Consider the following 26,780-nt stretch of genomic DNA (forward strand, 5'->3'; position numbering starts at 1 on the left):
TGCCGGTGAGCAGGGTTACATTACTATTTACAATTTTTCTTCTTCCAGTTGTTTTTTGATCTGCTGCAGCTGGTCGGCTTCGGCTTGCGGTAATACAGGGTAACTTAGTTTTAATTGTTTAAGGGTATCTAATATAATAGTGGAAATACAGATACGGGTAAACCATTTCTTGTCCGCAGGTATCACATACCAGGGGCAATCATCTGTAGCCGTAGCACTTATGGCCTCTTCATAAGCCTTCATGTATTCATCCCAGTGCTGGCGTTCCTTTATATCTGCTGCCGAAAACTTCCAGTTTTTAGATGGATCGTCTATACGTTTTAAAAAACGCTCCTTTTGTTCATCGGCCGATACATGCAGAAAGAATTTGATCATTGCCGTACCATTAGTGGCTAAATGATCTTCAAAATTGCAGATGCTCTGGTAGCGTTTCTCCCAAAACTTCTTTTTGACATCTTTTACACCATTAATACCAGGCAGATGCTCTTTTAATAAAAACTCGGGATGTACCCTGGTAACCAGCACATTTTCATAATGCGAACGGTTGTGTATGCCAATGCGGCCGCGCTCGGGCAGGGCTTTATAGTGCCGCCACAAAAAGTCATGCTCATAATCCTCGGTGCTGGGCTGCTTGAAGCTGTATACCTGGCACCCCTGCGGGTTAATGCCCGACATGCTATGGTCAATGGCGCTATCCTTACCCGCCGCATCCATGGCCTGAAACAATATCAGCAGCGCGTACTGATTGGCGGCGTATAATTCCGTCTGCAAATCAGCAATCTCTTTTATTAAATCGCTCAGCACCGAATCGGCATCCTCTTTTTTAAACCCGCCGGTAAAACCGGTATCATAGTTTTTCAGCGAAAACTTTTTACCATCGGTTACTTTAAATTTTTCAATGATGTTTTTCATAGGTCATCTGTCTGATATTCTTGCTCTTTAAAATTTATCACTTAAACTTGCGTTGTTACAAATTATACACGCGTTATGATTTGCTATCATAAATTCACATATTTACCCAATGTTTAAACGTATAAAGAACCCCATCTTAAGGTACTTTGTTATATTTATTTATTTTATAATTATCTTCTTCTGTGCTATCGAAATAAATTTTATGGGCTTGTTCGGCTCACTGCCAAGCACGCAGGAAATTAAAAACCCAACTTTATCCGTATCATCCGAAGTATATGCCGCCGATGGCAAGCTGCTGGCTAAATACTACAAGGAAAACCGCTCCCCGGTAGAATATAATGAACTTTCCCCCAATCTGGTACATGCCCTGGTAGCCACCGAGGATGTGCGTTTCTATAAGCACAATGGTATTGATCTGTATGGCTTTGTAACCAGCATGGTATCCACCGCCACCGGCGAACGCCGGGGGGGCAGCACCATTACACAGCAGCTGGCCAAAAACCTTTTCCAAACCCGTAAGCGCAAATCGCAGGGTATCATCAGCCGCATACCTGTGGTGCGTACCGTGGTGTATAAATGTAAGGAGTGGCTTACTGCACTAAAGATTGAGCACAATTACAGCAAGCCGCAGATATTAACCATGTATTTAAACACCGTACCCTTCAGCAATAACGCCTTTGGCATTAAGGCGGCTACGGTTAAATACTTTAACAAGCTGCCCGGCAAAATTACGGTAGGCCAGGCCGCTACCTTAATTGGTATGCTAAAGGCTACTAATACCTACAACCCCATCCAGCACCCCGACCGCTCCATTGAGCGGCGTAACGTGGTATTAAGGCAGATGCAGAAGTATGGCTACCTGAGCAAGGCAGATTATACCACCACCTTACAGCAGCCCCTAAACCTTGACCTTTCTAATACTGAAGTTGCCGAGCAAAATGATACCTATATTAAACGTGCGGTAGAAAAATGGCTGAAAAAGTGGCTGAAAGCCAATAACTACGACTTGTATGAAGACGGCCTGAAAATTTATACCACTATTGACTCGCGCCTGCAGCAATATGCAGAAGAGGCGGTGGCCGAAAAAATGAAGATGCTGCAGAAGCGCTTCAACAATGTATGGCGGGATAAAAACCCGTGGCGCGATTCAAAAGGCAATGTAATACCCGATTTTTTGTGGAAGGCGGAACAGCGTTTACCGGTTTATGCCATGCTGGAAAAAAAATATAATGGCGATACCGCTCAAATACAGCCGTACTTTAACCGTAAGAAACGGATGACGGTGTTTACCTGGAAAGGCGAGCAGGACACCACCTTTTCAAGCAGAGATTCATTAAACTACTATGCCCGGCTGTTGAATACGGGCATGATGACTATTGAACCCTCGTCTGGCAAGATAAAAGTATGGGTTGGCGGTATTGATAATAAGTATTTTAAATATGACCACGTTAACCAGGCCAAGCGCCAGGCCGGTTCCACGTTTAAGCCCTTTGCTTATTTAACAGCGCTGGATAACGGGTTTACACCATGCGACAAGTTTACCGATAAGCCGGTTTCCATTAAATATATGGACAATGGCAAGCCCGATGTATGGGAACCTAAAAATGCCGATTTTAATTTTTCGTACCGGGAGATGTCTTTGCGATGGGCCATGGGTAAATCGGTAAACTCTATTACCGCGCAGGTTACCGAACAGGTGGGCTGGGACAAGATTGTTGATTATGCACACCGCTGCGGTATCGAAAGCCCGCTTAAAGCGGTGCCCTCGGTATCATTGGGCTCCAACGATGTTTCGGTTTATGAAATGGTAAGGGCATACAGTACATTTCTTAATCATGGCCGCAAACTGGACCCGCTGCTGGTCACTAAAATTACCGACCAGGACGACAAAGTAATTGAGGAGTTTACCCTGAAGCAGGAACAAGCCATCAGCGAGGAAACCGCCTGGCTGATGCTCTACATGTTCAGGGGCGGCATGGAAGAACCGGGCGGCACTTCGCAGGCCTTATGGGAATACGATGATCTGTGGAAGGGCAATAACCAGATTGGCGGTAAAACCGGCACTTCTTCCGACTATGTAGATGGCTGGTATATGGGCATCACCAAAGACCTGGTTACCGGTATATGGGTGGGCGCCGATGACCGGAGCATACACTTTAACACCTCAGAAACAGGCGAAGGCTCGCATACTGCCCTGCCAATATTCGGGGCTTTTATGGAGAAGGTATATGACGATCCGAAATCGGGTTATGCCTACGGCCCCTTCCCCAAGCCCTGGGTGAAAATTACAAAAACCTATATGTGCCCTTCGCCACGTATCACTTTCCGAAGTGATACCTCAGCCTCAGACAGTTTGAGTGTACCGCAAGCAGATACCACCTCTGCTACACCCACAGCAGAGCCTGCTGAACCGCCACCAACCGCACCCCCGGCAGGGCGTTAAGTTGTTCAGCATATTTATTTTATAATGGGTTGCCGGTTGCACTGATAACATATTGATGTCTTATCAGTGCAACCGGCAAATTTTTGTGTATTTTAAAGCCCGCTGATTATATGATGGCTTTTCTTTATCGCTTTGCTTCGAAGCTCCGGTTAAATCTTTTGGTTTTAGCTGCACTATGTTTTACGGTGTTGCTGCCGGGCAAAGCTTCGGCGCAATATTTCGGGCAAAATAAGGTACGTTACAAGAACCTTAAATTCAAGGTCTACCATACGCCCCACTTCGAGATCTATTATTACCTCGAAAACGATAGTGTGTTAAGGCGTTTTGCCCAGGAAAGCGAATTGTGGTACACATTGCACCAGCAGGTTTTCCGGGATACGTTCCGCCGCCCCAATCCTATTATCTTATACAGCAACCATCCGGATTTTCAGCAAACCACCGCTATTGACGGCGAGATTGGCGTAGGCACCGGCGGCGTTACCGAAGGATTGAAGAACCGTGTGGTGATGCCCTTAATGGAAACCAACCAGGCCACAAGGCATGTTTTGGGGCACGAACTGGTTCATGCCTTCCAGTATCATCTGCTGCTCCGCTCAGATTCGGTAAACCTGGCGGCGCTTAACAACATCCCTTTATGGATGGTGGAGGGTATGGCCGAATACCTTTCGTTGGGCAAAAAGGATGCCTATACGGCCATGTGGATGCGTGATGCTTTTCTGAATAAAGATATACCTACCCTAAAGCAACTCACGGAAAGTACCAAATACTTCCCCTACCGGTATGGCGAAGCTTTTTGGTCATACCTCAGTTCCACCTACGGTGACAGCATTGTGGTGCCTTTTTTTAAGAACACGGCCCGTTATGGCTTGCAATACGGCATCAGGCGCACCTTCGGCTATGACGATAAAACCTTGTCTGCCTTATGGAAAAATGCAATTATCTCTTCCTATCAGCCTTACTTAAAGGATACCGCACAAGTTCCAGCCGGCGCTAAGATCATTGACAGTAAAAACTCGGGTTCCCTGAATGTAGCCCCCGCCATAAGTCCCGATGGCAAATACCTCGCCTTTTTGTCGGAAAAGAATTTATTCAGTATCGACCTCTTTTTAGCCGATGCCAGAAACGGGCGCATCATTAAACGCCTTACCAGCAAAACTTCTAATACCCATATTGATGAATTTAATTTTATAGAATCGGCAGGTGCATGGTCGCCCGATAGCAAGCGGTTTGCCTTTAGCGTTTTCAACAAAGGCCGTAACCGTATGCTGATAGTGGAAGTGCCCGGTGGCCGCGTATTACAGGAAGTGTCTATGGGCAAGGCGGAGCAATTCAGTAACCTTACCTGGTCGCCCAATGGCAACGAAATTGCCTTTCAGGGCATGGCCAATGGTCAGCCCGATTTGTATGTGTACAACCTGCAAACCAAAAAGATCGCACAGCTTACCAATGATAAGTATTCAGACTATCAGCCCGCCTTTTCGCACGATGGTAAGAAGATGGTGTTCGCCACGGATCGTACTACTTATGATCAATCACCGGGACAGACAATAACATTCAATCTGGCAGAACTGGAGCTGGCTACCGGTGTAATCACAAACATCAAGGTATTTAATGGTGCCAACAACCTCAACCCGCAGTATTCGGCCAACAATCAGTACATCTATTTTTTGTCTGACAGGGATGGTTTCCGTAACCTTTACCGTTACCAAACCCAAACCGGTACGGTGGCGCAAATGACCCGGTTGTTCACCGGCATCAGCGGCATTACAGAGTTTTCGCCTGCGCTGAGTGTTTCCGCAAATGACGATATTGTTTATTCCTATTACCGCTCGCAGAAATATGTATTATACAACGCCCGGCCCACCGATTTTAAGCCGGTTACAGTTGAAGCAGATGCATTAAATTTTGATGCTGCAATGCTGCCGCCGGCCCGTGCCGTGGGTGTGGATTTGATTAATGCCAACCTGAACAATTTTTCAGCTTATCCACGCCTACCCTCCGACTCTATCCGTAACATACCTTACCGCCCGCAGTTTAAGATGGATTATCTGGCAAGTTCGGGCGTTGGGGTTGGCGTAAGCTCTTACGGAGCCGGACTGGCCAGCGGTATACAAGGGGTATTTAGTGATATACTGGGGCGTAACCAGATTTACGCCGGTGCCGCGGTGAACGGCACTGTTTATGATTTCGGCGCTCAACTGGCCTACATTAATCAAACCAGCCGCTGGAACCGGGGGGTCAGCCTGTCGCATATCCCCTACCAGTTTGCCAATTTTACGGTGGCAGAAACCAATTACAAAACCGATAACTCCAGTGTGCCTGCGTATGAGTACCGTTCTGATATCATACGTATCTTTCAGGATCAGGCTGCACTGTTCACCGCTTATCCTTTTTCCAGAACTGCCCGCATTGAGTTTGGCACCGGCGCTTCGCGCTATTCTTACCGGGTAGACCGTTACAGCACATTTACCGACACTACCCGTAACCGCAATTACCTGGATTATCAGCACCGGCATGTAGCAAACAGTGATTATGAGGCCGACCGGAGTAACGGCATTACAAACCTGCACGAATTTACTGTATTCCAACTGAGCACAGCGCTCGTGGGCGACAACTCCTATTTTGGTGTGGCATCACCCTTAAGCGGTTTCCGGTACCGTTTACAGGCCGAGTATAACCTGGGCACTTACCAGTTCTTTTCCCCTACCATTGATGTGCGCCGGTACATCCGGGCAGCCCCGGTTACCTTTGCCGGGCGCCTTACCGGGTTTGGCAGGTTTGGTAACTCACAGGGGTTATACGCTTATTATCTTGGCTACCCGTTCCTGATCAGGGGATATGAATCACAAACATTTTATAACAACGGCAATGCCCCGGGCGTTAACGGGTTTACCATACAGCAGCTATCCGGAACCCGGATAGCTGTTGCAAATTTCGAAGTAAGGCTGCCCCTATCCGGCCCGGCAAAACTTTCTCAGTTTGAATCTAAGTTTCTCTTCACAGAACTTAATTTATTTTTTGATGCCGGCTTGGCCTGGAATGCCGGCGACCAGATCAAATTTCAGAAAACGCCCGATATCATTGCCTACAACCCGGTATTAGGTACAGATGGAAAACAGGTACTGGATGCAAACAATGCACCGGTGTATTCACCGGTTTATAACCGTGTTCCGGCGTTAAGTGCAGGCCTGTCTGTAAGGGTAAATGTACTGGGCGCTTTTGTACTGGAGCCTTATCTTGCCATTCCCTTTAACCGCACCGATGTTAAAAAGCCCGTATTCGGGCTCACATTTGCCCCCGGCTGGTAAAAACATCATTTCGTAATTTTAGCGGGGTATGGTAACCTTTTGAAACACTTGCACGGTTATTGAGGTTTAGTGGGTAACAGACTTCCACATGAAATTATATATCCTCGCCGTGCTATCCGTATTAATGGCCGCTAACTCATTTGCCCAGCAAACCACTACTGCTGTAAAGGCTGTAGCCGACACTGTAAGAGATGATGTTTATCAAAACGGTAAAATTAAGATGGTAAATGGTGTTGCCATGAACTCGGGCCGCGACATTGTTCAAAATCTTTCGCAGTCGGCAAATTATAACATTTTTATAAAGGCGCTGCGCTCAAGCGGAATGGTTCAAACCGTTAAAAGCCGGGGGCCAATTACTTTCTTCATTCCCGACAATAAGGCTTTCTCTTACCTGCCTGCAGGTGTAACAGATACGCTGATGAAAAAGAATCATATTCTGGAGCTGACCAATTTGCTTACCTATCATGCCGTTGCAGGAGAACTGAAGGCTAAGGACATCTCAAAAATGATCAGTGACGGTAAAGGTAACGCTGAATTGATTACACTGGCCGGCGGAAAATTAAAAGCTCATATTGATGCTAACCGTAATATTGTGCTGGTAGACGATAACGGCAATGAAAGCATTATCAGCACTTTCGATATTCCTCAGAACAACGGTATGGCACATTTGATTACCCGGGTGCTGATACCTAAATATAAAGTCATATAAGTGTAGCAAAACTTTGCTTTACATCTACTGCATATAACTATTACGTATATTTAAGTATGAAGCAATTAATCATATCAGCTTTGGCACTTAGCCTTCTTGTAGGTGCTTCCTGCCAGCAAATGAACGGCCAGGGCACTCAGCCCAAAGCCAAATTAGCAAAGCCTGCTGCCGATTGGAAAAAGCAGTTAGACAAGAACCAGTATTATATAATGGTAGACAGAGGTACTGAGCCACCGTACAAAAATGCCTATTGGGATAACCACGAAAAAGGGGTTTATGTAAGTGCTGCTACCGGTGAAGTACTGTTCAGTTCGGCCAATAAGTTTGACAGTGGAACCGGATGGCCAAGCTTTACCAAACCTGTGGACCAAAGTAAAATAGCCATTGTCAGAGACAATAGCTATGGTATGGTTCGGGAGGAAGTGATTGAAAAAAGCACTGGTTTGCACTTGGGCCATATTTTTGACGATGGACCGGCAGACCAGGGCGGAAAGCGTTATTGTATGAACTCGGGCGCTTTAAAATTTGTTAAAAAGTAGCCCGGCTCCTGTTTTGGCTAATTGCGGGGCGCAATTGAGGGCGTACCCGCAGGCCATTTTCATAATTTAAGCCTATCGTAAGGTCAATCCAATCCTGGTTTACCGCTCTTATCAATTTTTCTTTTTGCGTACGGGTAAAGGTGCTTACAAACTTAAACCGTTCCATTGCCTGCTCCTCCGTATTAATTTCTTCGAAATATACTAAACGGTTTAGCTGCTGTGCAGAATCAAAGAACAACGTTGGCATTTCCCGGTAAAACTGCAGCGTTTTCAACAAGTCTGAACACAGTCCTACGTGTAAATTGGTTCTGTTTCTGTCTGTAATGATATAAATAAACCGTTTCATACAATATTTATTTGCTGTTAAAAAAAATCTTACTAACTTTATGAGCATAAAATTACTAACAAATTTAGTAATTGCAAATTTTTATGTCAATTATTTCATCTAATATTAAATTTCTTCGCAAAAAGAAGGGATTAACCCAGCAGCAATTTGCTGACACTATTGGTATAAAACGCTCATTAGTTGGAGCTTATGAAGAAGACCGTGCCGACCCCAAGTACGATTTACTAAAAAAAATAGCACTATTTTTTGAAATTAGTGTGGATGATTTTATTAACGAAGCCATAAATGATAAGTGGCTTGCTGCATCTGCAAAAAAGACAGCTTCAGGATTGAGAATACTAAGTATTTCTGTTGACAGAGAAGATAATGAGAATATTGAAATGGTACCGTTAAAGGCAAGCGCCGGCTATCTTAACGGCTATGCCGACCCTGAATACGTATCCAAGCTGCCCAAGTTTTATCTTCCTATGTTTAAGCAGGGTACTTATCGTGCCTTTGAAATCAAGGGCGATTCGATGCTGCCCTTACAGTCGGGAACAGTAATTGTAGGAGAGTATGTAGAGAACTGGGGTGATATTAAACCTAATGATACCTATGTAATACTTTCGCAAACCGAAGGTGTGGTTTATAAACGTATAGGTAACCGGTTTAAAGAAAATAAAAAGCTGAAACTAATTTCAGACAATCCCACTTATGAGCCTTACGAAATAAACGGAGAGGACATACTGGAAGTATGGAAGGCAAAGGCTTACATTTCTACCAACTTACCGGAACCCATGCCAAAGCCTACGATGGAAAGCCTGACTTCTATGGTAGCCGATATGCAGCGCTCCATTAACAAGTTGCAGCAAAGCAACAATTAAGTTACAAGGTTTCAGTTAAACCATAAGCGTTTATCTTTATCAGATATAAAAAACTAAAAAACAGTAGTAAATCATGAAAAAGGTATTATTAGTATGCAGTTTGCTGATCGGTATGTCAGCATCTTCGTTCGCACAAGGCGGTATGCGCAGAAGCCCTGAGGATCAGGCCAAAAATATGCAGACCCAGTTAAAATTAACTGATGACCAAACTACCAAAGTTTTGGCATTGTATAAAATGCAGGCTACCAAGATGGATAGCATACGTACTGCTGCAAATGGCGACCGCGATGCCATGCGCCAGGCCATGGGCCCTATGCGTCAGGATATGCAAACCAAACTTTCTGCCATATTAACTGCCGACCAAAAAGCGGCTTATCAGAAAATGATGGAAGAGCAGCGTACCCGTATGCAGCAAGGCGGCGGCGCTCCTCCGCAAAAATAATTTAAAACTATATTTTTTGTAAAGCGGCCACAAGCCGCTTTTTCTATTTTTGTAAAAAACTTTCTTTTGAACAACACAGAATGGTTTATGCATACCAAACTGCAGCAGCGGCAGGAAAACGGCTTGCTCAGGCAGTTACAGCCTGACCTGCCACTGATTGATTTTTGCTCAAACGACTATCTGGGCTTTGCACGTTCGGGCACATTGCAACAACTGATTCACGAAGAACTGCAGTCACATGGATTGCCTTTCAGTGGTTCAACCGGCTCGCGCCTTTTAACAGGCAACAGCAATTATGCCATGGCACTGGAAGAGCAATTAGCCGGAACATATACAAGCGAAGCGTCCTTATTGTATAACTCAGGTTATGATGCAAATATTGGCCTGTTCTCTTCCCTGCCCCAACGGGGCGATACGGTGCTGCATGATGAATTGATACATGCTTCAATTATTGACGGCATCAGATTAAGCCATGCCGCCAGACAATCGTTCAGGCACAACGATGCAGAACACCTGAAAAGCAAACTCAAACAGGCCTCGGGCCAATGCTATGTGGTAGTGGAAAGCATTTATTCCATGGATGGTGATGCAGCACCCTTGAATGACCTTGTAGCGGTATGTGAAGAATATGAGGCCGCCTTAATTGTTGATGAGGCCCATGCGGTTGGCGTATTCGGGCAGGGCATTGTGCAACAGTTGAACTTGGCAGACCGGGTGCTTGCGCGCATCATAACCTTTGGCAAGGCACTGGGTTGCCATGGCGCCGCAATATTGGGCAGCCAACTGCTTAGAGACTACCTCGTTAACTTTTCCCGGTCGTTCATCTACACTACTGCTGCCCCCCTGCACCAGTTAGCTGCAATAAAAATGGCACATGCATACCAGGCCGAAAGCACCGATGCGGTATCAACCCTGCAGCGCAATATTGACTATTTTAACAGCCTTAATAAAGATGAACAACTCACCTTTAAATTGATTCCGAGCAATAGTGCGATACAATCCCTTATTATTGGCGATACAGTTAAAGCCAAACACTATGCACAAAGGCTGCAACAGGCCGGTTTTAATGTGAAAGCGATACGCTCACCTACAGTAGCCGCTGGCAGTGAACGGCTGCGCATCATATTACATTCTTTTAATACGATTACTGAAATTACTCAACTATACGAAAACTTAAAACAGCTGATTGATGAGCATTGAAAAACCATTATTTGTTACGGGTATCGGTACTGATGTAGGCAAAACCATCGTTTCGGCAATATTGGTAGAAAAATTAAAAGCCGATTATTGGAAACCAGTGCAGGCAGGTGATTTGGAGAACAGTGATACCATGAAGGTAAAAAGCCTGGTAAGCAATACAAAATCCGTATTTCATCCCGAAGCCTACCGGCTCACTCAACCGTTCTCGCCACACAAGGCTGCAGCTTTAGATGGTATTGAGATAGACCCTGCAAACATACAACTGCCGCAAACCACAAACCGCTTGATTATTGAAGGCGCAGGTGGCTTAATGGTACCGCTAAACGATAAGTTTTTGATAATCGATTTAATAAAGCAGCTGGATGCAGAAGTGGTATTGGTTTCCAAAAATTATCTAGGTAGTATAAATCATACTTTGCTATCGATGGAAATGTTGAAACAAAAAAAGATTAAAGTGAAAACTTTAATCTTTAATGGTGAACGGGATGAGTATTCAGAAAGCTTAATAGAAAGACTGTATCAGAACCCCATTGTAAATTACGTTACCCATGCATCTACACTTAATAGTGAGTTTGTCAAACTTCAAACAAAATATATAGAATTATAGTAGTCAATCAGTCTACTTAAATCAGCATCACTTTTAAAATTTATCTTATTTTGGGCGATGAACGTTTTGAGTTCTGTTAATTTACTATTTAAAGCCTGCAGTATTGATTTTTCATTAGGCTTAACCATAATGGCTTGCCCATCTGTGTATAAGAAATAACGTGTGTTTACAACTAATTTTCTTTGAACAACGGCGGAACCATACTCCTTTGTTTCTTCTATAGTTTTAAAAGTTTTTTTCAAAAGTTGTGTTTTACCGCCGGCCAACACTTCAAAAAAAGAATTGACAATTGTACCTGCTACATTTTTGTATCCGTTTTTATAAGTAGCTATGTAAGGCATTCCATCTCTGATGGTATTTATCTTAAATTCACTTACCGGATCAGTAAAACCAAGTATTGTATTGTCTTCACCTTGAAAATAGAGATTGTCTTCTTCCTGGTTATACTTTAAAAGTAGTTGAGTATATGTTTTAGGGTTATTTGCCAACTTAACACTTCCCTGCAACCATGTATCTGACAAGTACGGACTACCATCAACATTATCATACTTATTAAGCATAACCTGTATGCTGGAAACATCGTTAAAACTTTGAGCTGATGCATAGCTGATTGAAGTAACTGACAAGAAGACTCCAGCAGCGATCAAACAATTATATTTCATGATTGATACCTGATTGAAATACGATTATTAAAAAAAGCAGTTTCCTTTTCAGAAACTGCTTTTAGATTGTAATTTATCGCCTTAAAGTAAGTATGAACTTACCATAATTGGCACTAACGCCAACCTGGCTGTTACCTACCAAATCAATGGCAAGCGCGCGGCTGGTTTCGGTTGTTGGAATACTGCCCGGAATCATCTTAACCTGTATGTACGCAGATGATGAATTGGGAGGTATGGTTACTGTACGTGCACCGGCAGGAACAAATGTATAATTTACACCTTCTTGTGCAGTTAGCGTTGTACTCACTGGTCTTACTGTATAAATTACATCAGTTGGGCTTGAACTTTGCGGACCAACTAACTGCACCAGGATACTGTCAGTACCCCTTGAAGCAAGCAATACTGTACGGGTTGAATCCGTTTGAGCCGTACTGGTGTACACACCTACCTTAGTTAATACAGTTGCAAGCACCCCTAATTTTTGGTTTTTAATTTCTACAACTGTCGGCCCTTTGTATACAAGCGCCTTTTCTGCCTTATCCGGCAGGCACCCAGTTAACAAACCGATTGAAATAAATGCTGATAAAATATATTTTAAGTAATTTTTCATTGTTATTAAATGTTAAATTAATAGTTCGGGTTTTGAGGTAAGGCGGGATTAAGCGTAACCTCACCTGCAGGCAGACCTGCCAGTATGCGATAATCAGTAGCTGGAATGGTTCCAACTGCAGTTGCCGCAGGTTTAGTAATGCCATTGCCAAGGCGTTTTAAATCAAACCACCGGTGGCCTTCAAAAAACAACTCCCTTCTTCTCTCATCCTGTATGTAGTTTACAATTGCCGCAGTTGTAGGTACCGAAACGGTTGTAGCATTACGGTTAGTGCGTAGAGTTACCACCAATGCCGCCGCTGCCGCGTACTGACCCTGACCGGCTAAGGCTTCTGCCTTCATTAAAATTACATCAGAATAACGAATAACAGGCACATCATCTGTATAAGCGCCGCCTGCGCCTGTATACTTATTCACCCATGTGAATATAGCAGGTGTAGTTGCTGAGCGTGAGCTGAAAAACATAGCTCTGCGGTCATCGGTTGCTTCAAACAATGCTACCAGCTCGGCTGATGCGGTAGTGGTACCAAATGTTTGCTGATTACCAATATTATAACCGGTACCGGTTGGTTGTGTATAACTGTATAACGAGTTGTTTACCCCGGTTACTCCAGAAAATTCAACTGCCTGGTTAAATGTAATTTCGAAAAGTGATTCTGGGTTAGGGATGGCTTTGAACGCAGACACATAACCACCTGCAGCCGCACTTCTGGAAAAATTAATGGTTGAGTTTAACGCCAGGTCAAACTCCGATACAGCTTCGGCATATTTTCTTTCATATAAATAGACCTTGCCTAACAAAGCATGAGTTGCACTTTCAGTGATACGGAATGGAGATGAAGGCTTAGCGTAACCTGGCAATTTACTGTATACTCCAAAACTTGCAATAGCCGCCTTTAAGTCACTTTCAATCTGTGTATAAACTTCAGTCACTGTAGCCCGGGTTCTGATATCCTGATCTGCATTGGTTAAAACAGGGGTGGTTCGGATGATCGCGCTCTTATTAAAACCGGCACCAGTACCCGTAGTAGGAATGGTATTAGGCTCATAGCCGTATATCCTGGCCAAATCAAAATAAATAAGCCCGCGTAAAGCAAATGCCTCTGATTTTACCTGCTGCTTCAGCAATGCCTGAGCAGGTATAGCAGAAACATCAAGGTTATCGATTGAAGCGAGTATTATATTTAACTCATTTATACCAGAGTATGCGTTAGAATATATATTATAGTGTGCACCTCTTGTATTGGTATTGTTGGTTAAATACCGGTTACCGTTAGCTGATGAAACAAATGCGTTGTCGGCCAATACATCTCCTAGCAAAGCCACATCGCGGCCGTACCAACCAAAATCTTGTAAACGGTCATACACCGATATTATTGAAGCCTGATAACCATTGGCGTCACTGATTGCCCGGTCGGCCTGAATTTGATTTTGAGGTTGAATATCGATGATTTTTTTGCAGGAAGTAAAAGCAATACTTACTGCTAAGCATGATATAAAAATTTTATTTTTCATTTTTCTGATTAGAATTTTACGTTGATACCACCGGTTAAAGTACGTGGGTTAGGATAAAAGTTCAGGTTATTACCTGAATTTTCCGGATCATCTCCACGATAGTGAGTGATAGTAAATAAGTTATACGCCTGTAAAAATAAGCTAATTGATGGAATTTTAATTTGACGAAGAAGCGACTGCGGCAATGAATAAGTTAAATTAACCTGCTTCATACGTATATAAGAGGCTTTTTCAACATATTTAGAAGATAAAGTTTGAACGCTCAAACCTCCTGGCTCAGCTAAATTTGAGTAAGGACGTTGTACCCAGGTAATCTGACCAGGTGTTGTCCAGCGTACAAGCTGATTAACGTTCTGGTTACTGGCAACTGAACCAGATGTTTCAATATACTGCGCAGTCTGCAGATAGCTGGAGTTACCATACTGATACTGGAACAAGAAATCCAAACTCAAACCTTTATAAGAAAATGTATTTGAAAAACCACCGTAGAACTTAGGATTTTGGTTACCTATAATGCGCTGGTCGCTTGCTCTGGGCGAGTAGGTAATATTGTTGTTGGCATCATAATACATAGCACGGCCATCTGCAGGGTTTACGCCTGCCCAGGCATAGGTATATATATTATTTAACGGGCCGCCAACTACGTATTGGAAGGTATTGATTTGTGTTTGACCATTCACTAAGCTTAATAATTTATTGCGAACAAATGCAATATTGAAATTGGTTGTCCAACGGAAACCGTTTTTCTGATCAATGTTTATAGTATTTAAGTCAAGTTCTAAGCCTTCAGCCCTTGCTGAGCCTGCATTTCTGGTATAGGAAGTAAAACCACTATCACCAGGAGTAGTTACACCTAATAATAAATCTGTATTACGTTTCCTGTAAACATCGGCGCTTAATAACACTCTGTTGTTTAAAATGCCAATATCTAAACCTAAATCTATCTGAGCTGATCTTTCCCAGTTTAAATCAGCATTGGGTAATTGTGTAGGGCGAATACCGCCTAATAAAGTTGAACCGCCGTAAGAACCCCCGTTACCATACAGTGCCTGGCTCAAAAACGCATTAGCATCTGTTGGCTGTGTACCGGTAACACCATAACTTACACGTGGCTTTAATTGTGTAATCACATGCACATTTTGCATAAAGTTTTCAGCCAGCACATTCCAACCGCCTGTGAAGCCATAAAATAGGCCGTATTTATGGTTTGCACCAAATTTTGATGAACCGTCGTCACGGGCATTAGCTGTAAACAAGTACTTGCTCTTGTAATCATATTTTAATTGTCCTAATATACCGGCATTCTTATATCCGTTAAAGGTTGAACCCACCGATGTTGGGGTTGAGGCATTGCTAAGTAAAGGCAGTAACGGACTCGCAAAACCTTGGGCACCTGCAGATATTGTTCTGAAAGTTACATTCCTGTATTCAACACCTGCAATGGCAGAAACGTTATGTACATTGGCAAACTTTTTACTAAAGTAGAAAGTACCGCTGGTTAAGTAATTGATATTTCTTCTGAATACCTCGGAACCTGTACCCAATACAGCAGCAGAACTTGGAATAGTAGACGGGCGATAGTTAAAATCGCGAATATCATTAAAATCCAAACCACCATATGCCTTAAAAGTAAGCTCAGGCAGAATATTGTAATTTAACGATAAATTGCTTACAGTTTGAAATGCACCAGTGGTGCGTTGCTCCAGAGTAATATATTGCAACTCGTTAGTATTATTGACACCTACCAATGTACTATTAAATGTACCGTCTGCGTTATAAATGGGATTAACAGGTGCAGTTAATAATACCCCTGTAAATGGAGTATTAGTAAAAAAACCTGCATTTGTGCTTGGTCCCTTTGCGCCTGAGCCGGTTAAAGTAAGAGATGAAGAAATAGAAAATTTGTCAGAAGCCTTGTGATCTAAATTGGCCCTTAAAGTTCCGCGGGTGAAGTCTGAGAATTTGATCGTACCATTTGTTTTATTATAAGAGCCCGATACAAAAAATTTAGTTTTTGCATCACCTCCGCTAATTGACAGGTCATACTGTCCTACAGTACCAGTGCGCAGTATTGATTTAACCCAATCATTGTTGGTTATAGTTGCAGGTACACCGTTAGGATAAGAAGCTCCGTTGGCTGCAGTTGTTCCCACACCGGGTGCGTTGCCAATACGTTGATTATAATTTTCATAAGCTTCGCGCTGTAATCCCAAATATTGCTCTGCAGTTAGAACCGTATAAGGGTTATACTGTTTAGAACCACCATACTGCGCTGAAGCAGTTATTTGTGTTTTACCGGCAACACCGCGTTTGGTAGTTACGATAACAACACCATTACCTGCCAAGGACCCATAAATTGCAGCAGATGCAGCATCTTTAATAATTTCTATCGATAAAATGTCATTGGGATTGATGGAAGATAACGCATTTAATGAAGTAGTACCCGACAGGCCGCCAGAATTCACCTGTACACCATCTATTACATATAACGGCTGAGTAGTACCATTAATAGTAGCAGTACCTCTGATTCTGATATCCAGGCTACCACCAGGCTGACCACTGTTTGAAGTTACCTGAACACCTGCTGCACGGCCCTGCAATGCCTTATCAAAGGTTTGTATAGGCCGGTCCTGAATTTGGGCAGCATTCAAGGAAACAATAGAACCTGTAATCTCGCGCTTTTGCTGTACTCCATAACCTGTTACCACAATTTCGCTTAACGCCCTGTTATCGGGTTTCATTTTTACTGCGTAAGCGTTCGCAGCGGTAACAGTTAACGTTTGCGTAACATAACCAATATAGGAGAATTGCAAAACTGTGCCAGTAGCAGCATTAATGCTAAACTCACCATTGTTGTTGGTTTGTGTACCCGTAGAGGATCCGGGCACTCGTACAGTAACGCCGGGCAATGATTGACCATCATCGAGGCTGCTAACTGTACCTGTAATTTTTCTTGTTTGAGCCCATGCATTGCTAAATGCGAACGCCCATAACAGAAGAACAAAAAGTAAATTTTTCTTCATTTGAAATGATTTGAGTTAATTAATAGTTTTCAGGGGTTTAAATTAGGAAATTCCTGCAATTTTTCAACATAAAGTCGATTAATATTAGAAAATTGTTAATTAATAAATATTTCTATAGCTTTTGTAGACATTTTAAGCCGTAAGTTTTTGTATTATATTGCAAAATGAAGAATATCACGGTAATTGGTTGCGGAACTATGGGTAATGGCATTGCACATACCTTCGCGCAGTATGGGTTTACTGTTATTTTGGTTGATATTAATCCGGATGCATTAAATAAAGCGCTGATTACTATTGAAAAAAATTTAGACCGGCAGGTAACTAAAGGGACTATCACTGAAATTGAAAAACAGCGCACCCTTGCTCACATTTCTACAGACACCAATTTAGCTAACGCTGTAAGCCAGGCAGATTTGGTAATTGAAGCAGCCATTGAAAACAGCGATATAAAGCTTCAGTTGTTCAGGCAGCTAAGTGAATACTGCAACGAGCAAACGATATTGGCCAGCAATACGTCCTCCATATCTATTACAAAGATTGCTGCCGCAGTAAAGAATCCGCAAAGGGTAATCGGTATGCATTTTATGAACCCGGTGCCGGTAATGAAGCTGGTAGAAGTAATAAGGGGGTATGCGACCAGTAATGAGGTAACTCAAGCTGTAATGCAACTGACCCGGCAACTGCAAAAGGAACCGGTTGTAGTTAATGATTACCCGGGCTTTGTGGCCAATCGTATTTTGATGCCGATGATCAACGAAGCTGTTTATACCCTATATGAAGGCGTTGCCGGCGTTGCCGAAATTGATACGGTAATGAAGCTGGGTATGGCGCATCCTATGGGGCCGCTACAGCTGGCCGACTTCATCGGGCTGGATGTATGCCTGGCGATACTCAATGTTTTGCATCAGGGCTTTGGAAACCCTAAATATGCACCGTGCCCTTTACTGGTAAATATGGTAACCGCCGGACAGTTGGGTATCAAATCAGGCGCAGGCTTTTATCAGTATAAAGCCGGAAGTAAAGAGCTGGTAGTTGCGGATAAATTTGCGTAGGGTGTAACAACAAAGGTTATTGTTGCTAAAAATGAACAAAGGAGCGGTTTCAACTATTTGAAACCGCCCTTTTTATGCACTTACGGCCTTACATCCTTTCCGGTGCCTCAATACCCATTAATTTTAATGATTGTGCAATCAGCCTGGCAGTAGCTGCTGATAGCTGCAGCCGCAAATGTTTTTGCTCTTCAGTGTCTGCCTGTAAAATTGAGTTTTCGTGGTAAAACTTATTATAAGCTTTCGCCAGCTCGTAGGCATAATTTGCAATGATAGCCGGGCTGTATATGCTGGCGGCCTGTTTAACTGTTTCAGCGTACTTGCTTAGCAACACAATCAGGTCCCGCTCCGTAGCAGCAATTGAGCTTACACTTGAAGCTCGATTAAAATCTGCATTGGCTTTTCTGAGTACTGATTTTATACGCGCATGTGTATACTGTATAAACGGCCCGGTATGTCCCTGAAAATCTATAGATTCTTCAGGGTTGAACAGCAGGCGCTTTTTGGGTTCTACCTTTAATAAGAAGTACTTAAGTGCGCCCATGCCAATCGTGTGATACAATTGCAGTTTTTCATTTTCATTAAACACGTCAATCTTACCTAACTGCTCTGTGTGCTGCTTAGCTGTACTTTCCATATCGGCAATCAGGTCGTCGGCATCTACTACTGTGCCCTCGCGTGATTTCATTTTACCCGATGGCAGATCCACCATTCCATATGATAAATGGTATAGCCCCTTAGCCCAGCTCTTACCCAGCTTATTTAAAATTAAAAAGAGCACCTTAAAATGATAATCCTGCTCATTACCCACTACATATACCGATTCGTCCATCCGGTAGTCATCATACTTTAATTGAGCAGTGCCTAAATCCTGGGTAATGTATACCGAAGTTCCATCCGCCCGTAATACCAGCTTCTGGTCCAGTCCGTCAGCAGTCAGGTCAATCCAAACAGAGCCATCTTCTTTTTGAAATAACACACCCTTTTCCAGTCCTTCCTGAATGATGTCTTTTCCTAATAGATAAGTATTCGATTCATAATAATATTTGTCAAATGAAACGCCTAACTTTTTGTAGGTTTCTTCAAAACCTTCGTATACCCAGCCGTTCATCCGGCTCCATAGTTCAATAATTTCGGGTTTACCGGCCTCCCACTGCTGCAGCATTTGCTGCGCCTGCTTAATTAAAGGTGCATTCTTTTTAGCTTCTTCTTCCGGCTGACCTTGGGCTTTTAAGGCTTCAATCTCTTGTTTATATTCCTTGTCGAATAACACATAATATTTGCCTACCAGGTGATCGCCTTTCTCATTAGTCGATTTTGGACTTTCGCCATTACCCCACTTTTGCCAGGCCAGCATCGATTTACAAATGTGAATACCCCGGTCATTCACCAAATTTGCTTTAATTACCTCATAGCCGCTTGCCTTTAAAATCTCAGCTACGGAGTAGCCCAGCAGGTTATTACGTACATGGCCTAAATGCAATGGTTTATTGGTATTTGGCGAAGAGTATTCGACCATTACCCTTTTGCCGTTAGGGGGCAACTGTGTATAATCAGCATGCAGAATTTCATTCGTAAGCTTACCCAGCCAGTAACCGTCAGATAAACTGATGTTCAGGAAGCCTTTGATCACATTATACGCGGCTACTTCGGGTAGTTGCTGTTGCAGGTAAGCGCCTATCTCCTGCCCGGTTTGCTCTGGCGATTTACGGGAGAACCGGGTGAAAGGAAAAGTAACTACCGTTACCTGGCCTTCAAATTCTTTCCGGGTTTCCTGTAAACTAATATCACCGGCCTCAATTTGCACATGATATAATTGCTGAACGGCCGTAACAACGGCCTGAATAATAAAATCCATCAGTCAAAATTAGTTAAATTGCCGCATTTGGTGTTAAAGTAATTACAGTTACAAAATCTGTATAGCTTTGCAATACTGATTAACATGAGCAATACATCTCCATTCCATATAAACGTAAATTCTGAAATTGGCACACTGCGTACCTTGCTGGTGCACAGCCCCGACAGCGGCCTGGGCAAAGTGGTGCCTTCAAAAGCGCAGGACTGGCTGTTTGAAGACATTGTACACCTGGATACCATGCGGCGGCAGGAATATGATTATTACATCAAATTGCTGCTCTACTTTTTAGATGAAACCAAAATCAAAGGAAAATTAAGTGTGATAGACCAGGATAGCACACGTGCATTTTTTATTCCGGAAAGTGAACACTTTCACAATTCATTAAAGGTAGTTGAAATTCAAAATCTGCTGGCAGATGTGCTTGCAGATGATAGCATCAGGAAAAAACTGACCGCATCGGTTTGCGCCATTGAGAATTGCACCTACCGCTTACAGCAACAGTTAATTGACACCCCTGCTGCTGAACTGGCTAAGATATTAATATCCGGTGCGCTTAATAAACAGGAGATGATTTTCGCCCCTATTCCAAACCTCATTTTTTCGAGAGATGTTGGCATAGCAATAAACGATTATATACTGATTAATAAACCTGCTAAAAAAGCCCGTTCCAGGGAAACGTTAATCGCCCGTTATATCTTTTTCAATCATCCGCTGTTTAACTCCTATCACAATCATATTTTAGAGATTCCCGAAACTATTCAGCACTTTTTACGTCCGGGGGAAGATGAGGAAGGCAAAACCACGATTGAAGGCGGTGATGTAATGGTGGTAAGCGCCAGCCATGTAGTAATTGGTTGCAGCGAACGCACTTCCATCAGCGGCGCAAACGAAGCAATCAAATTGCTCTTTCAGCACAAAGTGGTGGAAAAAGTAACCATCGTAAAGATACCGCATAAGCGGGATTATATGCACATTGATACAGTATTTACCCAAATTAAGCGGGATTTGTGGGTATTGCTGGGCGCAATATCTACAGCCGGCGTACACCATGAAGCGGATGAACCCATCAACTGGTTTACGGATAAAAAGCATAAGCATGCTTTGGAAATTGTACAGTTTCACCGGAATGGCAACACGCCGGATACGTTCGATACCTTAGAAGCTTTGCTTAATGACATTACCATAAATGATTTGAAAAGCAAGGCTCCGGCGCAGTTTATTTATTCGGGTAACAACGTTTTTCCCTTTGATTCCAGGGAACAGTGGACGGACTCATGCAACTTGCTGGCCTTGCGCGAGGGCGTTGTTTTGGGTTATGACCGTAATGATAAAACCATTGAAGCATTTAAAGCCAAAGGTTTCAAAACCATTAAGGTTGCTGAGCTGCTGCAAAAATTTGAAGCTGATGAGTTAAAGCCTCATGAGCTGACTGATACCCTGATCCTGATGCCATCGGCAGAATTATCAAGGGCACGCGGGGGATTTCATTGCATGAGCCTGCCCCTGCTGCGCGATGGTTTGATAACAACGGGCGATTGATACTACTGAATAAAATTATTTCGTAATTTGATTTGTATGAAGCAATCCACATCCGCTATATTAATGATCAGGCCGGCGGCCTTTGGCTTTAATCATCAAACGGCCGCAAGTAACGCCTTTCAAAGTGATAACCAGCAAACAGATAGTGTACACGAAGCTGCATTGAAAGAATTTGATGCAATGGTTGTCCTCCTGAAACAGCAGGATGTAGATGTAATCGTAATTGAAGATACTGCCGAACCGCGGAAACCTGATGCCATATTTCCTAACAACTGGATAAGTTTTCACGAAAATGGTGATGTGCTGCTTTATCCGATGCAGGCTGAAAACCGCCGGCTGGAACGCCGTGAGGATATTATCAGGAAAGTAGAAGAGCAGTTTTTCGTTAACCACGTTATAGATTTGAGTCGTTTCGAGATACAGGAGAAATTTTTAGAAGGCACGGGCAGCATGGTGCTGGATCGTGAAAATAAAATAGCTTATGCCTGTATTTCGCCGCGTACAGATACAACAGCATTGCAGCAGTTTTGCGACTATACCGGCTATCGCTCGGTAAGCTTTCACGCAATGGATGATAAGCAGCAGGCCATTTACCATACCAATGTACTGATGTGTATGGGCAGCAGCTTTGCGGTAATATGTCTGCAAAGCATAGCGGATTTAGCAGAACGTCAGCAGGTAGAAGATAGTCTGAAAGCCACAGGAAAGCACATCATCGAAATTTCATTCAGTCAGCTACAACACTTTGCCGGCAATATGCTGGAAGTAATTAACCTGCAGGGCGAATGCCTGCTGGTCATGTCGGCGCGGGCATTGCAATCCTTAAACGCGGAGCAAATAAAGGAGCTTTCGCATTACGCAAAAATTGTAGCGCCCGATTTAACTGTTATTGAAACTATTGGTGGTGGAAGCGCACGTTGCATGATGGCCGAAATTCACCTGCCATTACGTTAACGCTAATCATATTTATAAAAATCATGGTCACCATCAGGTTGGCAACTTTAGCCGATATTCCATCCATAATGGAGCTGATTGCCGGCGTGGTGCCGATAATGAATGCAGCCGGTAATTTTCAGTGGGATACGACATATCCAAACGCACAGGTTTTCACGAACGATGTTGTGCAGGAGCAGTTGTGGGTTGCCGAAATGGATGGTGTGATAACGGGTGTTGCTGCAATTACCACCGATCAGGATCCGGAATATGCAGATGTTGGCTGGAACATTACAGAATTTGCCATTGTAACCCACCGGTTAGCGGTAAGTATTGCACATCAGGGTGCGGGCATTGCAAAAGCATTGCTTAACAAAGCCGAAACAGTAGCGATTGAGCGTGGTATTGAAGTTTTGAGAATTGATACCAACAGCGAGAATAAAGCCACTCAAAAACTCTTCCCGGCATTGGGGTATACGTATGCCGGTGAGATCACCCTGAATTTCAGGCAGGGCTTACGCTTCTTTTGTTACGAAAAACGGTTGAAACCTTAACGATACTTTATGCTCCAACCGTTTTTCTTTACCTCAATTCTTACCTACAGCTTCTACTTTATTATAGTATTCTTCCTGTAACTTCAGTGTTTGCTGGTCGGCCTTTACCGTTTTAATGATGTCGGCAAACAGTTTTACTTCATGCTCGGCCATTAATTTACCCATAGTTGGCGTAGCTGCCGCGCCATCGCCGGCATAGTGGTTGGGGTAACTGGCATACCACCAGATGGGTGTATATAGATTGGGTAGTTTTAACCGCTGCTGATTAGCGCCCGACTGGCTGGCAGCTTTATCCATCTGCATCAGGTCCGGGCGAAGATATAGCAACAGCGAAGTTTCGTGTTCGCCTGCATGAAGGTCATTGCCTGCGTCGGATTTCCGAACGCTGGCAATTTGCTGGTTATAGGCCGGGTCATTATCCGGGTCTACAAGATATACCGCATAATTATGTCGCTTGCCCAGCAACGATTGCATGAAGAAGCGCAAAAACTCAGGATTTCCGCCATGTCCGTTCAATATTACAATCTTATTAAAGCCGTTGCGTGCTATTTCATCACAGGTAGCTTCCAGCAAATTATATATTAAAGTACTGGGTAAAGCAAACGTACCATATTGCTGGCGGGCTTCATTAATCTGCCCGTAAAAGTAATCAGGGAACACAACGGCATATTCATTTTTGGTGGCGCGTGCGGCTATTTCCCTTACATGTATCAGGTCGGTTCCTAAGGGCGAGTGTGGCCCGTGCTTTTCTAAAATGCCGATGGGCAGCACACAGGTTCGGCTGGATTGTTGCAGGGCGGCAGGGAAATCACTGGCTGTCAGTTCATCCCAGCGTGCAGGCAGCTTCTGCTGGGCAGCCGCATATAACGAGGCGCCGAGCAATAAGGTAGTTAGTGTCTTTTTCATAATTAACGATGTAACAGGTTATGGCGAGTAAGTTAGTTAAAATATTCCCCGCCGATACACAGGACTAACGCAGCTTAACCAAATGATTGCCTGAAAGCCACCAAAACAGACAGATAGGTGTCCCGGTCTAACTCTAAGCCGGCGGGGCGGTCAAGTTTTGCTACACGCCCTTTCACCTCTTTTACCGGGAACAGGTTGATAAAATCGTGCAGCGGCAATTCATACCTGAGCCATGTGCTTTTCTGATATATCTCCGCCAGCCTGGACTCAAACTGGCTTACCTGATGTGCGTTCATATACGGCAAAGATAAGCGGCAGCAATGCCATAGCCAACTACCACAGGCATGTTTACTTTAAGAGGCTGTTGAACAACCCGGGCGGTAACTTTATCAATTACAATCAAGCCCATTGTTTGAAGGGGTGAACAGAAAGATAAGCATTGTAATAACGCTCATCATCCGTAACCTCTTTGCCTAACCACGGCGGTAAATCAAATTGCTCGTCTTCTGCTTCAAGCTCGATTTCTGCTACAAGTAAACCTTCATTGGAAGCTTCAAATTCATCTACCTCCCAGGTTTTACCGGCAAATTCAATACAGTACCTTGTCTTTTTTATACTCGATTGAGCAAAATTGGAGATCAGCTCATGCGCTTCTCCTGCCGGAATTTCGTACTCATACTCACTGCGGCTAAAACCGGTTGATTTACCCTTTAATGTGATATATCCCTTTTGATCGGTAGCCCTTACCCGTACGGTGCGGCTATCCTCACTTAATATATATCCTTGTACAAAAGGCGTACCTTTTGGTTTATCCACATTTTGCCAAAGCTCAGCATTCACTAAAAATTTCCTTTCAATTTCTACGCCCATGTTTACCTTTATCTTTTGATGGTTCAGCTACTTTATCCATAAATGAGGTTGCAGTTTCCGTAATGGATTTTTCCATTTCACGGTTATCCTGCTTAAGTTGCGCTACAACCGGTTTTACCTCCAGGTTAGGCGAACTGAATAAATCGATGGCTAAAACATGATCGTGCCACTCGCCAATCTGGCTTTGAAGCTGATCGATGTATTCATTGTTAAACGGTATATTGTTCAGCGCATTACCAACCAGCTTCCGGTTGTACATTAAAGTTTTCAGATGTTTACGGCAATTATGCAGCCCGTCATCAAAATGAGGCGTGGTTAACGATTTGCCCACCGTTACCAATTCGCTTTTATAAAACTTTGCAATTGATTTACCGGCAACCGGGTGCAGCTTGCTTTTTATCCTGCGGTGTGTCCTTTTCAGCTTGTTGAGGTACGTTGAAGTATTTGTAACAAACAACGCCGTCGATTTTTCCATCTTACGGCGTTCAGCAGTTGTAAAAGCCTCATTATTTAGATTATATTTATCAGCCAGTTGTAAATGAATCTGAGCGTCCCTGATCTGTCCTGCCCGCTTAAACACTTTACGAACAGGTTTGAATGTTTTCAATAAATGCAGATGGGCCGTTCCTTCCATTAACTGTAAAAAGGATTTTACTTTTTTAACCTCTACCCTAAACTGGTGCAGCTGTTCTGCATCGTTTGTTTTGGCAAAAGCTTTAAGTCCGCATTGCAGTTTCTGCCAATGCTTGTTTAAATATTTAACCTCTTTCTTCTTTTTCATCTCAGTCACTATCCCTCCTTCTGATATTGCTATTTTTTCATTATACTACAATCTGCTTCGTTAAAAATAATTGAGAACGGCGCCTTGGTATCCAGCATTTCCTTTCCATTTTTCGAATCTGTTTTCCACGGCTGCTGCTGCAAACTGTTACCAGTAAGTTTAAATTTTACAGGCAAACTATCTCTTACGCCCTCCTGCATATATATCCACCTGCCCGAAATCAGTTCTCCTTGTTTTGTAGCAGCAATCTTACCCCGCCGCATGTCTTTCTCATAAGGTATAGTAACCATATAGCCCGATACATCTCCTTTATTGATGTGTAAACTTACTTTCATGGTATCCCTGCCCTGTACATTCAAAAAGCATGTTGTATCTGTTTTGGCATCCTCGCTCCCCCGCTTTACCACCTTATAGTTTTTAGGTTGTGTTTTTTGCTTGCTTTCGTGGTTGCTGCAGGCGGTGATAAAAGTAATTACTGCAAATACGGCGATATTATAATAGCTTAAAGATTGGCTCATAAATAAAACAACAAGTTCACATACATTCAGTTTCATCATTGTTATATATAGCATAGCACACAACTTTTCATTAAAAAATTTATCGTTTATTACAAAATTTAATTAAAAATTAAAACCACCAGACATTAAAAGTAGTTATGTTGTAAATAGCTCACCAATGGAAAAGCCCATATCAAGAAAGCAGCACGGACTCACCGATTACTCTTACATACCACTGGCTTTAGCAGCGCCAAAGTTGTTTGGTTTCAGTGATGATAAAAAAGCCGTAGCCGTTACCCGTGTACTGGCCGCAAATATTGTGGCTTCAAGCTTTTTTACCCGCGCAGAGTGGGGAGTGGTAAAGGTAATGCCTTATAAATACCATTTAATACTTGATGTAGCAAATGGAGCTTTTGCTTTAAGCGCCCCATTCTTATTCGGTTTTACAAAAAATAAAAAGGCGCTTGGTACATTTATAGGTTTAGGCCTGATGGGCATACTGGCCGGAACGCTTTCGCGTGAAGAAGAGATGCCACCTTTAAAGTAATTTATTTGTTTGATTCAGCATTAAATGGGCAACATTGCATCATATTAAGTTGATTACTTAGCAGAACA

25 protein-coding genes are annotated in these 26,780 nt (G+C 43.2%); 13 read left to right on the plus strand and 12 right to left on the minus strand.

Annotation, left to right across the window (positions count from 1 at the left end; translation table 11 throughout):
- Nucleotides 1–27 precede the first annotated feature (27 nt).
- The gene (locus tag ACY652_RS16990; protein ID WP_462265578.1) at nt 28–912 is read right to left on the minus strand and encodes a polyphosphate kinase 2 family protein; all 885 of its coding nucleotides are present in this window, start codon (nt 910–912) and stop codon (nt 28–30) included.
- Nucleotides 913–1,021: 109 nt separating this feature from the next.
- Here ACY652_RS16990 and ACY652_RS16995 point away from each other — a divergent pair, with 109 nt between their 5' ends.
- From ACY652_RS16995 to msrB, 4 genes are all read left to right on the plus strand, one after another.
- Complete coding sequence (locus tag ACY652_RS16995; RefSeq protein ID WP_462265579.1) at nt 1,022–3,355, plus strand: penicillin-binding protein 1A; 2,334 nt, start codon at nt 1,022–1,024, stop codon at nt 3,353–3,355.
- A gap of 110 nt (nt 3,356–3,465) precedes the next feature.
- The gene (locus tag ACY652_RS17000) at nt 3,466–6,663 is read left to right on the plus strand and encodes a TolB family protein (RefSeq protein WP_462265580.1); all 3,198 of its coding nucleotides are present in this window, start codon (nt 3,466–3,468) and stop codon (nt 6,661–6,663) included.
- Nucleotides 6,664–6,751: 88 nt separating this feature from the next.
- A complete protein-coding gene (locus ACY652_RS17005) occupies nt 6,752–7,372 on the plus strand; it encodes a fasciclin domain-containing protein (protein ID WP_462265581.1) in 621 nt (206 codons plus the stop codon).
- A 56-nt stretch (nt 7,373–7,428) separates the two neighbouring features.
- Nucleotides 7,429–7,911: a peptide-methionine (R)-S-oxide reductase MsrB gene (msrB, locus tag ACY652_RS17010; RefSeq protein ID WP_462265582.1), complete on the plus strand. Its 483-nt coding sequence runs from the start codon at nt 7,429–7,431 to the stop codon at nt 7,909–7,911.
- Here the strand turns inward: msrB and ACY652_RS17015 are convergent.
- Complete coding sequence (locus ACY652_RS17015; protein WP_462265583.1) at nt 7,901–8,257, minus strand: GIY-YIG nuclease family protein; 357 nt, start codon at nt 8,255–8,257, stop codon at nt 7,901–7,903. The two genes, msrB and ACY652_RS17015, sit on opposite strands and share 11 nt — an antisense overlap.
- Nucleotides 8,258–8,340: 83 nt before the next feature.
- Between ACY652_RS17015 and ACY652_RS17020 the strand changes: the two genes are divergently transcribed.
- From ACY652_RS17020 to bioD, 4 genes are all read left to right on the plus strand, one after another.
- The gene (locus ACY652_RS17020; RefSeq protein ID WP_462265584.1) at nt 8,341–9,120 is read left to right on the plus strand and encodes an XRE family transcriptional regulator; all 780 of its coding nucleotides are present in this window, start codon (nt 8,341–8,343) and stop codon (nt 9,118–9,120) included.
- A gap of 73 nt (nt 9,121–9,193) precedes the next feature.
- A complete protein-coding gene (locus ACY652_RS17025) occupies nt 9,194–9,562 on the plus strand; it encodes a hypothetical protein (protein WP_462265585.1) in 369 nt (122 codons plus the stop codon).
- Nucleotides 9,563–9,628: 66 nt separating this feature from the next.
- Nucleotides 9,629–10,762 (plus strand): aminotransferase class I/II-fold pyridoxal phosphate-dependent enzyme, encoded by a 1,134-nt coding sequence (locus ACY652_RS17030; protein WP_462265586.1) that lies wholly within the window; start codon nt 9,629–9,631, stop codon nt 10,760–10,762.
- The gene (gene bioD, locus ACY652_RS17035; protein ID WP_462265587.1) at nt 10,752–11,369 is read left to right on the plus strand and encodes a dethiobiotin synthase; all 618 of its coding nucleotides are present in this window, start codon (nt 10,752–10,754) and stop codon (nt 11,367–11,369) included. The genes ACY652_RS17030 and bioD overlap by 11 nt, the downstream gene beginning before the upstream one ends.
- Here the strand turns inward: bioD and ACY652_RS17040 are convergent.
- The 4 genes from ACY652_RS17040 to ACY652_RS17055 all read right to left on the minus strand — a co-directional run bounded on the left by ACY652_RS17040 (nt 11,345) and on the right by ACY652_RS17055 (nt 17,178).
- Nucleotides 11,345–12,031, minus strand: a complete 687-nt coding sequence (locus ACY652_RS17040) for a hypothetical protein (protein WP_462265588.1) — start codon at nt 12,029–12,031, stop codon at nt 11,345–11,347. The genes bioD and ACY652_RS17040 overlap by 25 nt on opposite strands.
- Nucleotides 12,032–12,104: 73 nt before the next feature.
- The gene (locus ACY652_RS17045) at nt 12,105–12,641 is read right to left on the minus strand and encodes a hypothetical protein (RefSeq protein ID WP_462265589.1); all 537 of its coding nucleotides are present in this window, start codon (nt 12,639–12,641) and stop codon (nt 12,105–12,107) included.
- A 17-nt stretch (nt 12,642–12,658) separates the two neighbouring features.
- A complete protein-coding gene (locus tag ACY652_RS17050; RefSeq protein WP_462265590.1) occupies nt 12,659–14,155 on the minus strand; it encodes a RagB/SusD family nutrient uptake outer membrane protein in 1,497 nt (498 codons plus the stop codon).
- An 8-nt stretch (nt 14,156–14,163) separates the two neighbouring features.
- The gene (locus tag ACY652_RS17055) at nt 14,164–17,178 is read right to left on the minus strand and encodes a SusC/RagA family TonB-linked outer membrane protein (protein ID WP_462265591.1); all 3,015 of its coding nucleotides are present in this window, start codon (nt 17,176–17,178) and stop codon (nt 14,164–14,166) included.
- 164 nt (nt 17,179–17,342) lie between these two features.
- Between ACY652_RS17055 and ACY652_RS17060 the strand changes: the two genes are divergently transcribed.
- Entirely contained in the window at nt 17,343–18,230 is an 888-nt protein-coding gene (locus ACY652_RS17060; RefSeq protein ID WP_462265592.1) for a 3-hydroxyacyl-CoA dehydrogenase family protein, read from the plus strand.
- Nucleotides 18,231–18,318: 88 nt separating this feature from the next.
- Here the strand turns inward: ACY652_RS17060 and argS are convergent, their stop codons facing one another.
- Complete coding sequence (argS, locus tag ACY652_RS17065; RefSeq protein ID WP_462265593.1) at nt 18,319–20,085, minus strand: arginine--tRNA ligase; 1,767 nt, start codon at nt 20,083–20,085, stop codon at nt 18,319–18,321.
- 84 nt (nt 20,086–20,169) lie between these two features.
- On the opposite strand from argS, the gene ACY652_RS17070 reads away from it, so the two are divergent.
- From ACY652_RS17070 to ACY652_RS17080, 3 genes are read left to right on the plus strand one after another with little or no spacing between them, the layout of a single operon-like run.
- Complete coding sequence (locus ACY652_RS17070; protein ID WP_462265594.1) at nt 20,170–21,624, plus strand: arginine deiminase family protein; 1,455 nt, start codon at nt 20,170–20,172, stop codon at nt 21,622–21,624.
- A 36-nt stretch (nt 21,625–21,660) separates the two neighbouring features.
- Nucleotides 21,661–22,578: a citrulline utilization hydrolase CtlX gene (gene ctlX / locus ACY652_RS17075; RefSeq protein WP_462265595.1), complete on the plus strand. Its 918-nt coding sequence runs from the start codon at nt 21,661–21,663 to the stop codon at nt 22,576–22,578.
- 23 nt (nt 22,579–22,601) lie between these two features.
- On the plus strand, nt 22,602–23,111 hold the full coding sequence (locus ACY652_RS17080) for an N-acetyltransferase family protein (RefSeq protein WP_462265596.1): 510 nt from the start codon (nt 22,602–22,604) through the stop codon (nt 23,109–23,111).
- Nucleotides 23,112–23,144: 33 nt separating this feature from the next.
- Here the strand turns inward: ACY652_RS17080 and ACY652_RS17085 are convergent, their stop codons facing one another.
- The 5 genes from ACY652_RS17085 to ACY652_RS17105 all read right to left on the minus strand — a co-directional run bounded on the left by ACY652_RS17085 (nt 23,145) and on the right by ACY652_RS17105 (nt 26,186).
- Nucleotides 23,145–24,017 carry a creatininase family protein gene (locus ACY652_RS17085; RefSeq protein WP_462265597.1) on the minus strand — a complete coding sequence of 291 codons (873 nt, stop codon included), beginning with the start codon at nt 24,015–24,017 and terminating at the stop codon, nt 23,145–23,147.
- 74 nt (nt 24,018–24,091) lie between these two features.
- A complete protein-coding gene (locus tag ACY652_RS17090) occupies nt 24,092–24,313 on the minus strand; it encodes a hypothetical protein (RefSeq protein ID WP_462265598.1) in 222 nt (73 codons plus the stop codon).
- Between the two features lie 103 nt (nt 24,314–24,416).
- Nucleotides 24,417–24,887 carry a CYTH domain-containing protein gene (locus tag ACY652_RS17095; RefSeq protein ID WP_462265599.1) on the minus strand — a complete coding sequence of 157 codons (471 nt, stop codon included), beginning with the start codon at nt 24,885–24,887 and terminating at the stop codon, nt 24,417–24,419.
- Nucleotides 24,871–25,668 (minus strand): CHAD domain-containing protein, encoded by a 798-nt coding sequence (locus ACY652_RS17100; protein ID WP_462265600.1) that lies wholly within the window; start codon nt 25,666–25,668, stop codon nt 24,871–24,873. Before ACY652_RS17100 ends, ACY652_RS17095 begins: the two co-directional genes overlap by 17 nt.
- Nucleotides 25,669–25,697: 29 nt before the next feature.
- Nucleotides 25,698–26,186, minus strand: coding sequence for a hypothetical protein (locus ACY652_RS17105; protein WP_462265601.1), 489 nt, complete (start codon nt 26,184–26,186; stop codon nt 25,698–25,700).
- Between the two features lie 157 nt (nt 26,187–26,343).
- Between ACY652_RS17105 and ACY652_RS17110 the strand changes: the two genes are divergently transcribed.
- Nucleotides 26,344–26,712, plus strand: a complete 369-nt coding sequence (locus tag ACY652_RS17110; RefSeq protein ID WP_462265602.1) for a hypothetical protein — start codon at nt 26,344–26,346, stop codon at nt 26,710–26,712.
- Nucleotides 26,713–26,780: the final 68 nt, after the last annotated feature.

The sequence above is a fragment of the Mucilaginibacter sp. genome (assembly GCF_965200995.1).
Lineage (GTDB): Bacteria > Bacteroidota > Bacteroidia > Sphingobacteriales > Sphingobacteriaceae > Mucilaginibacter.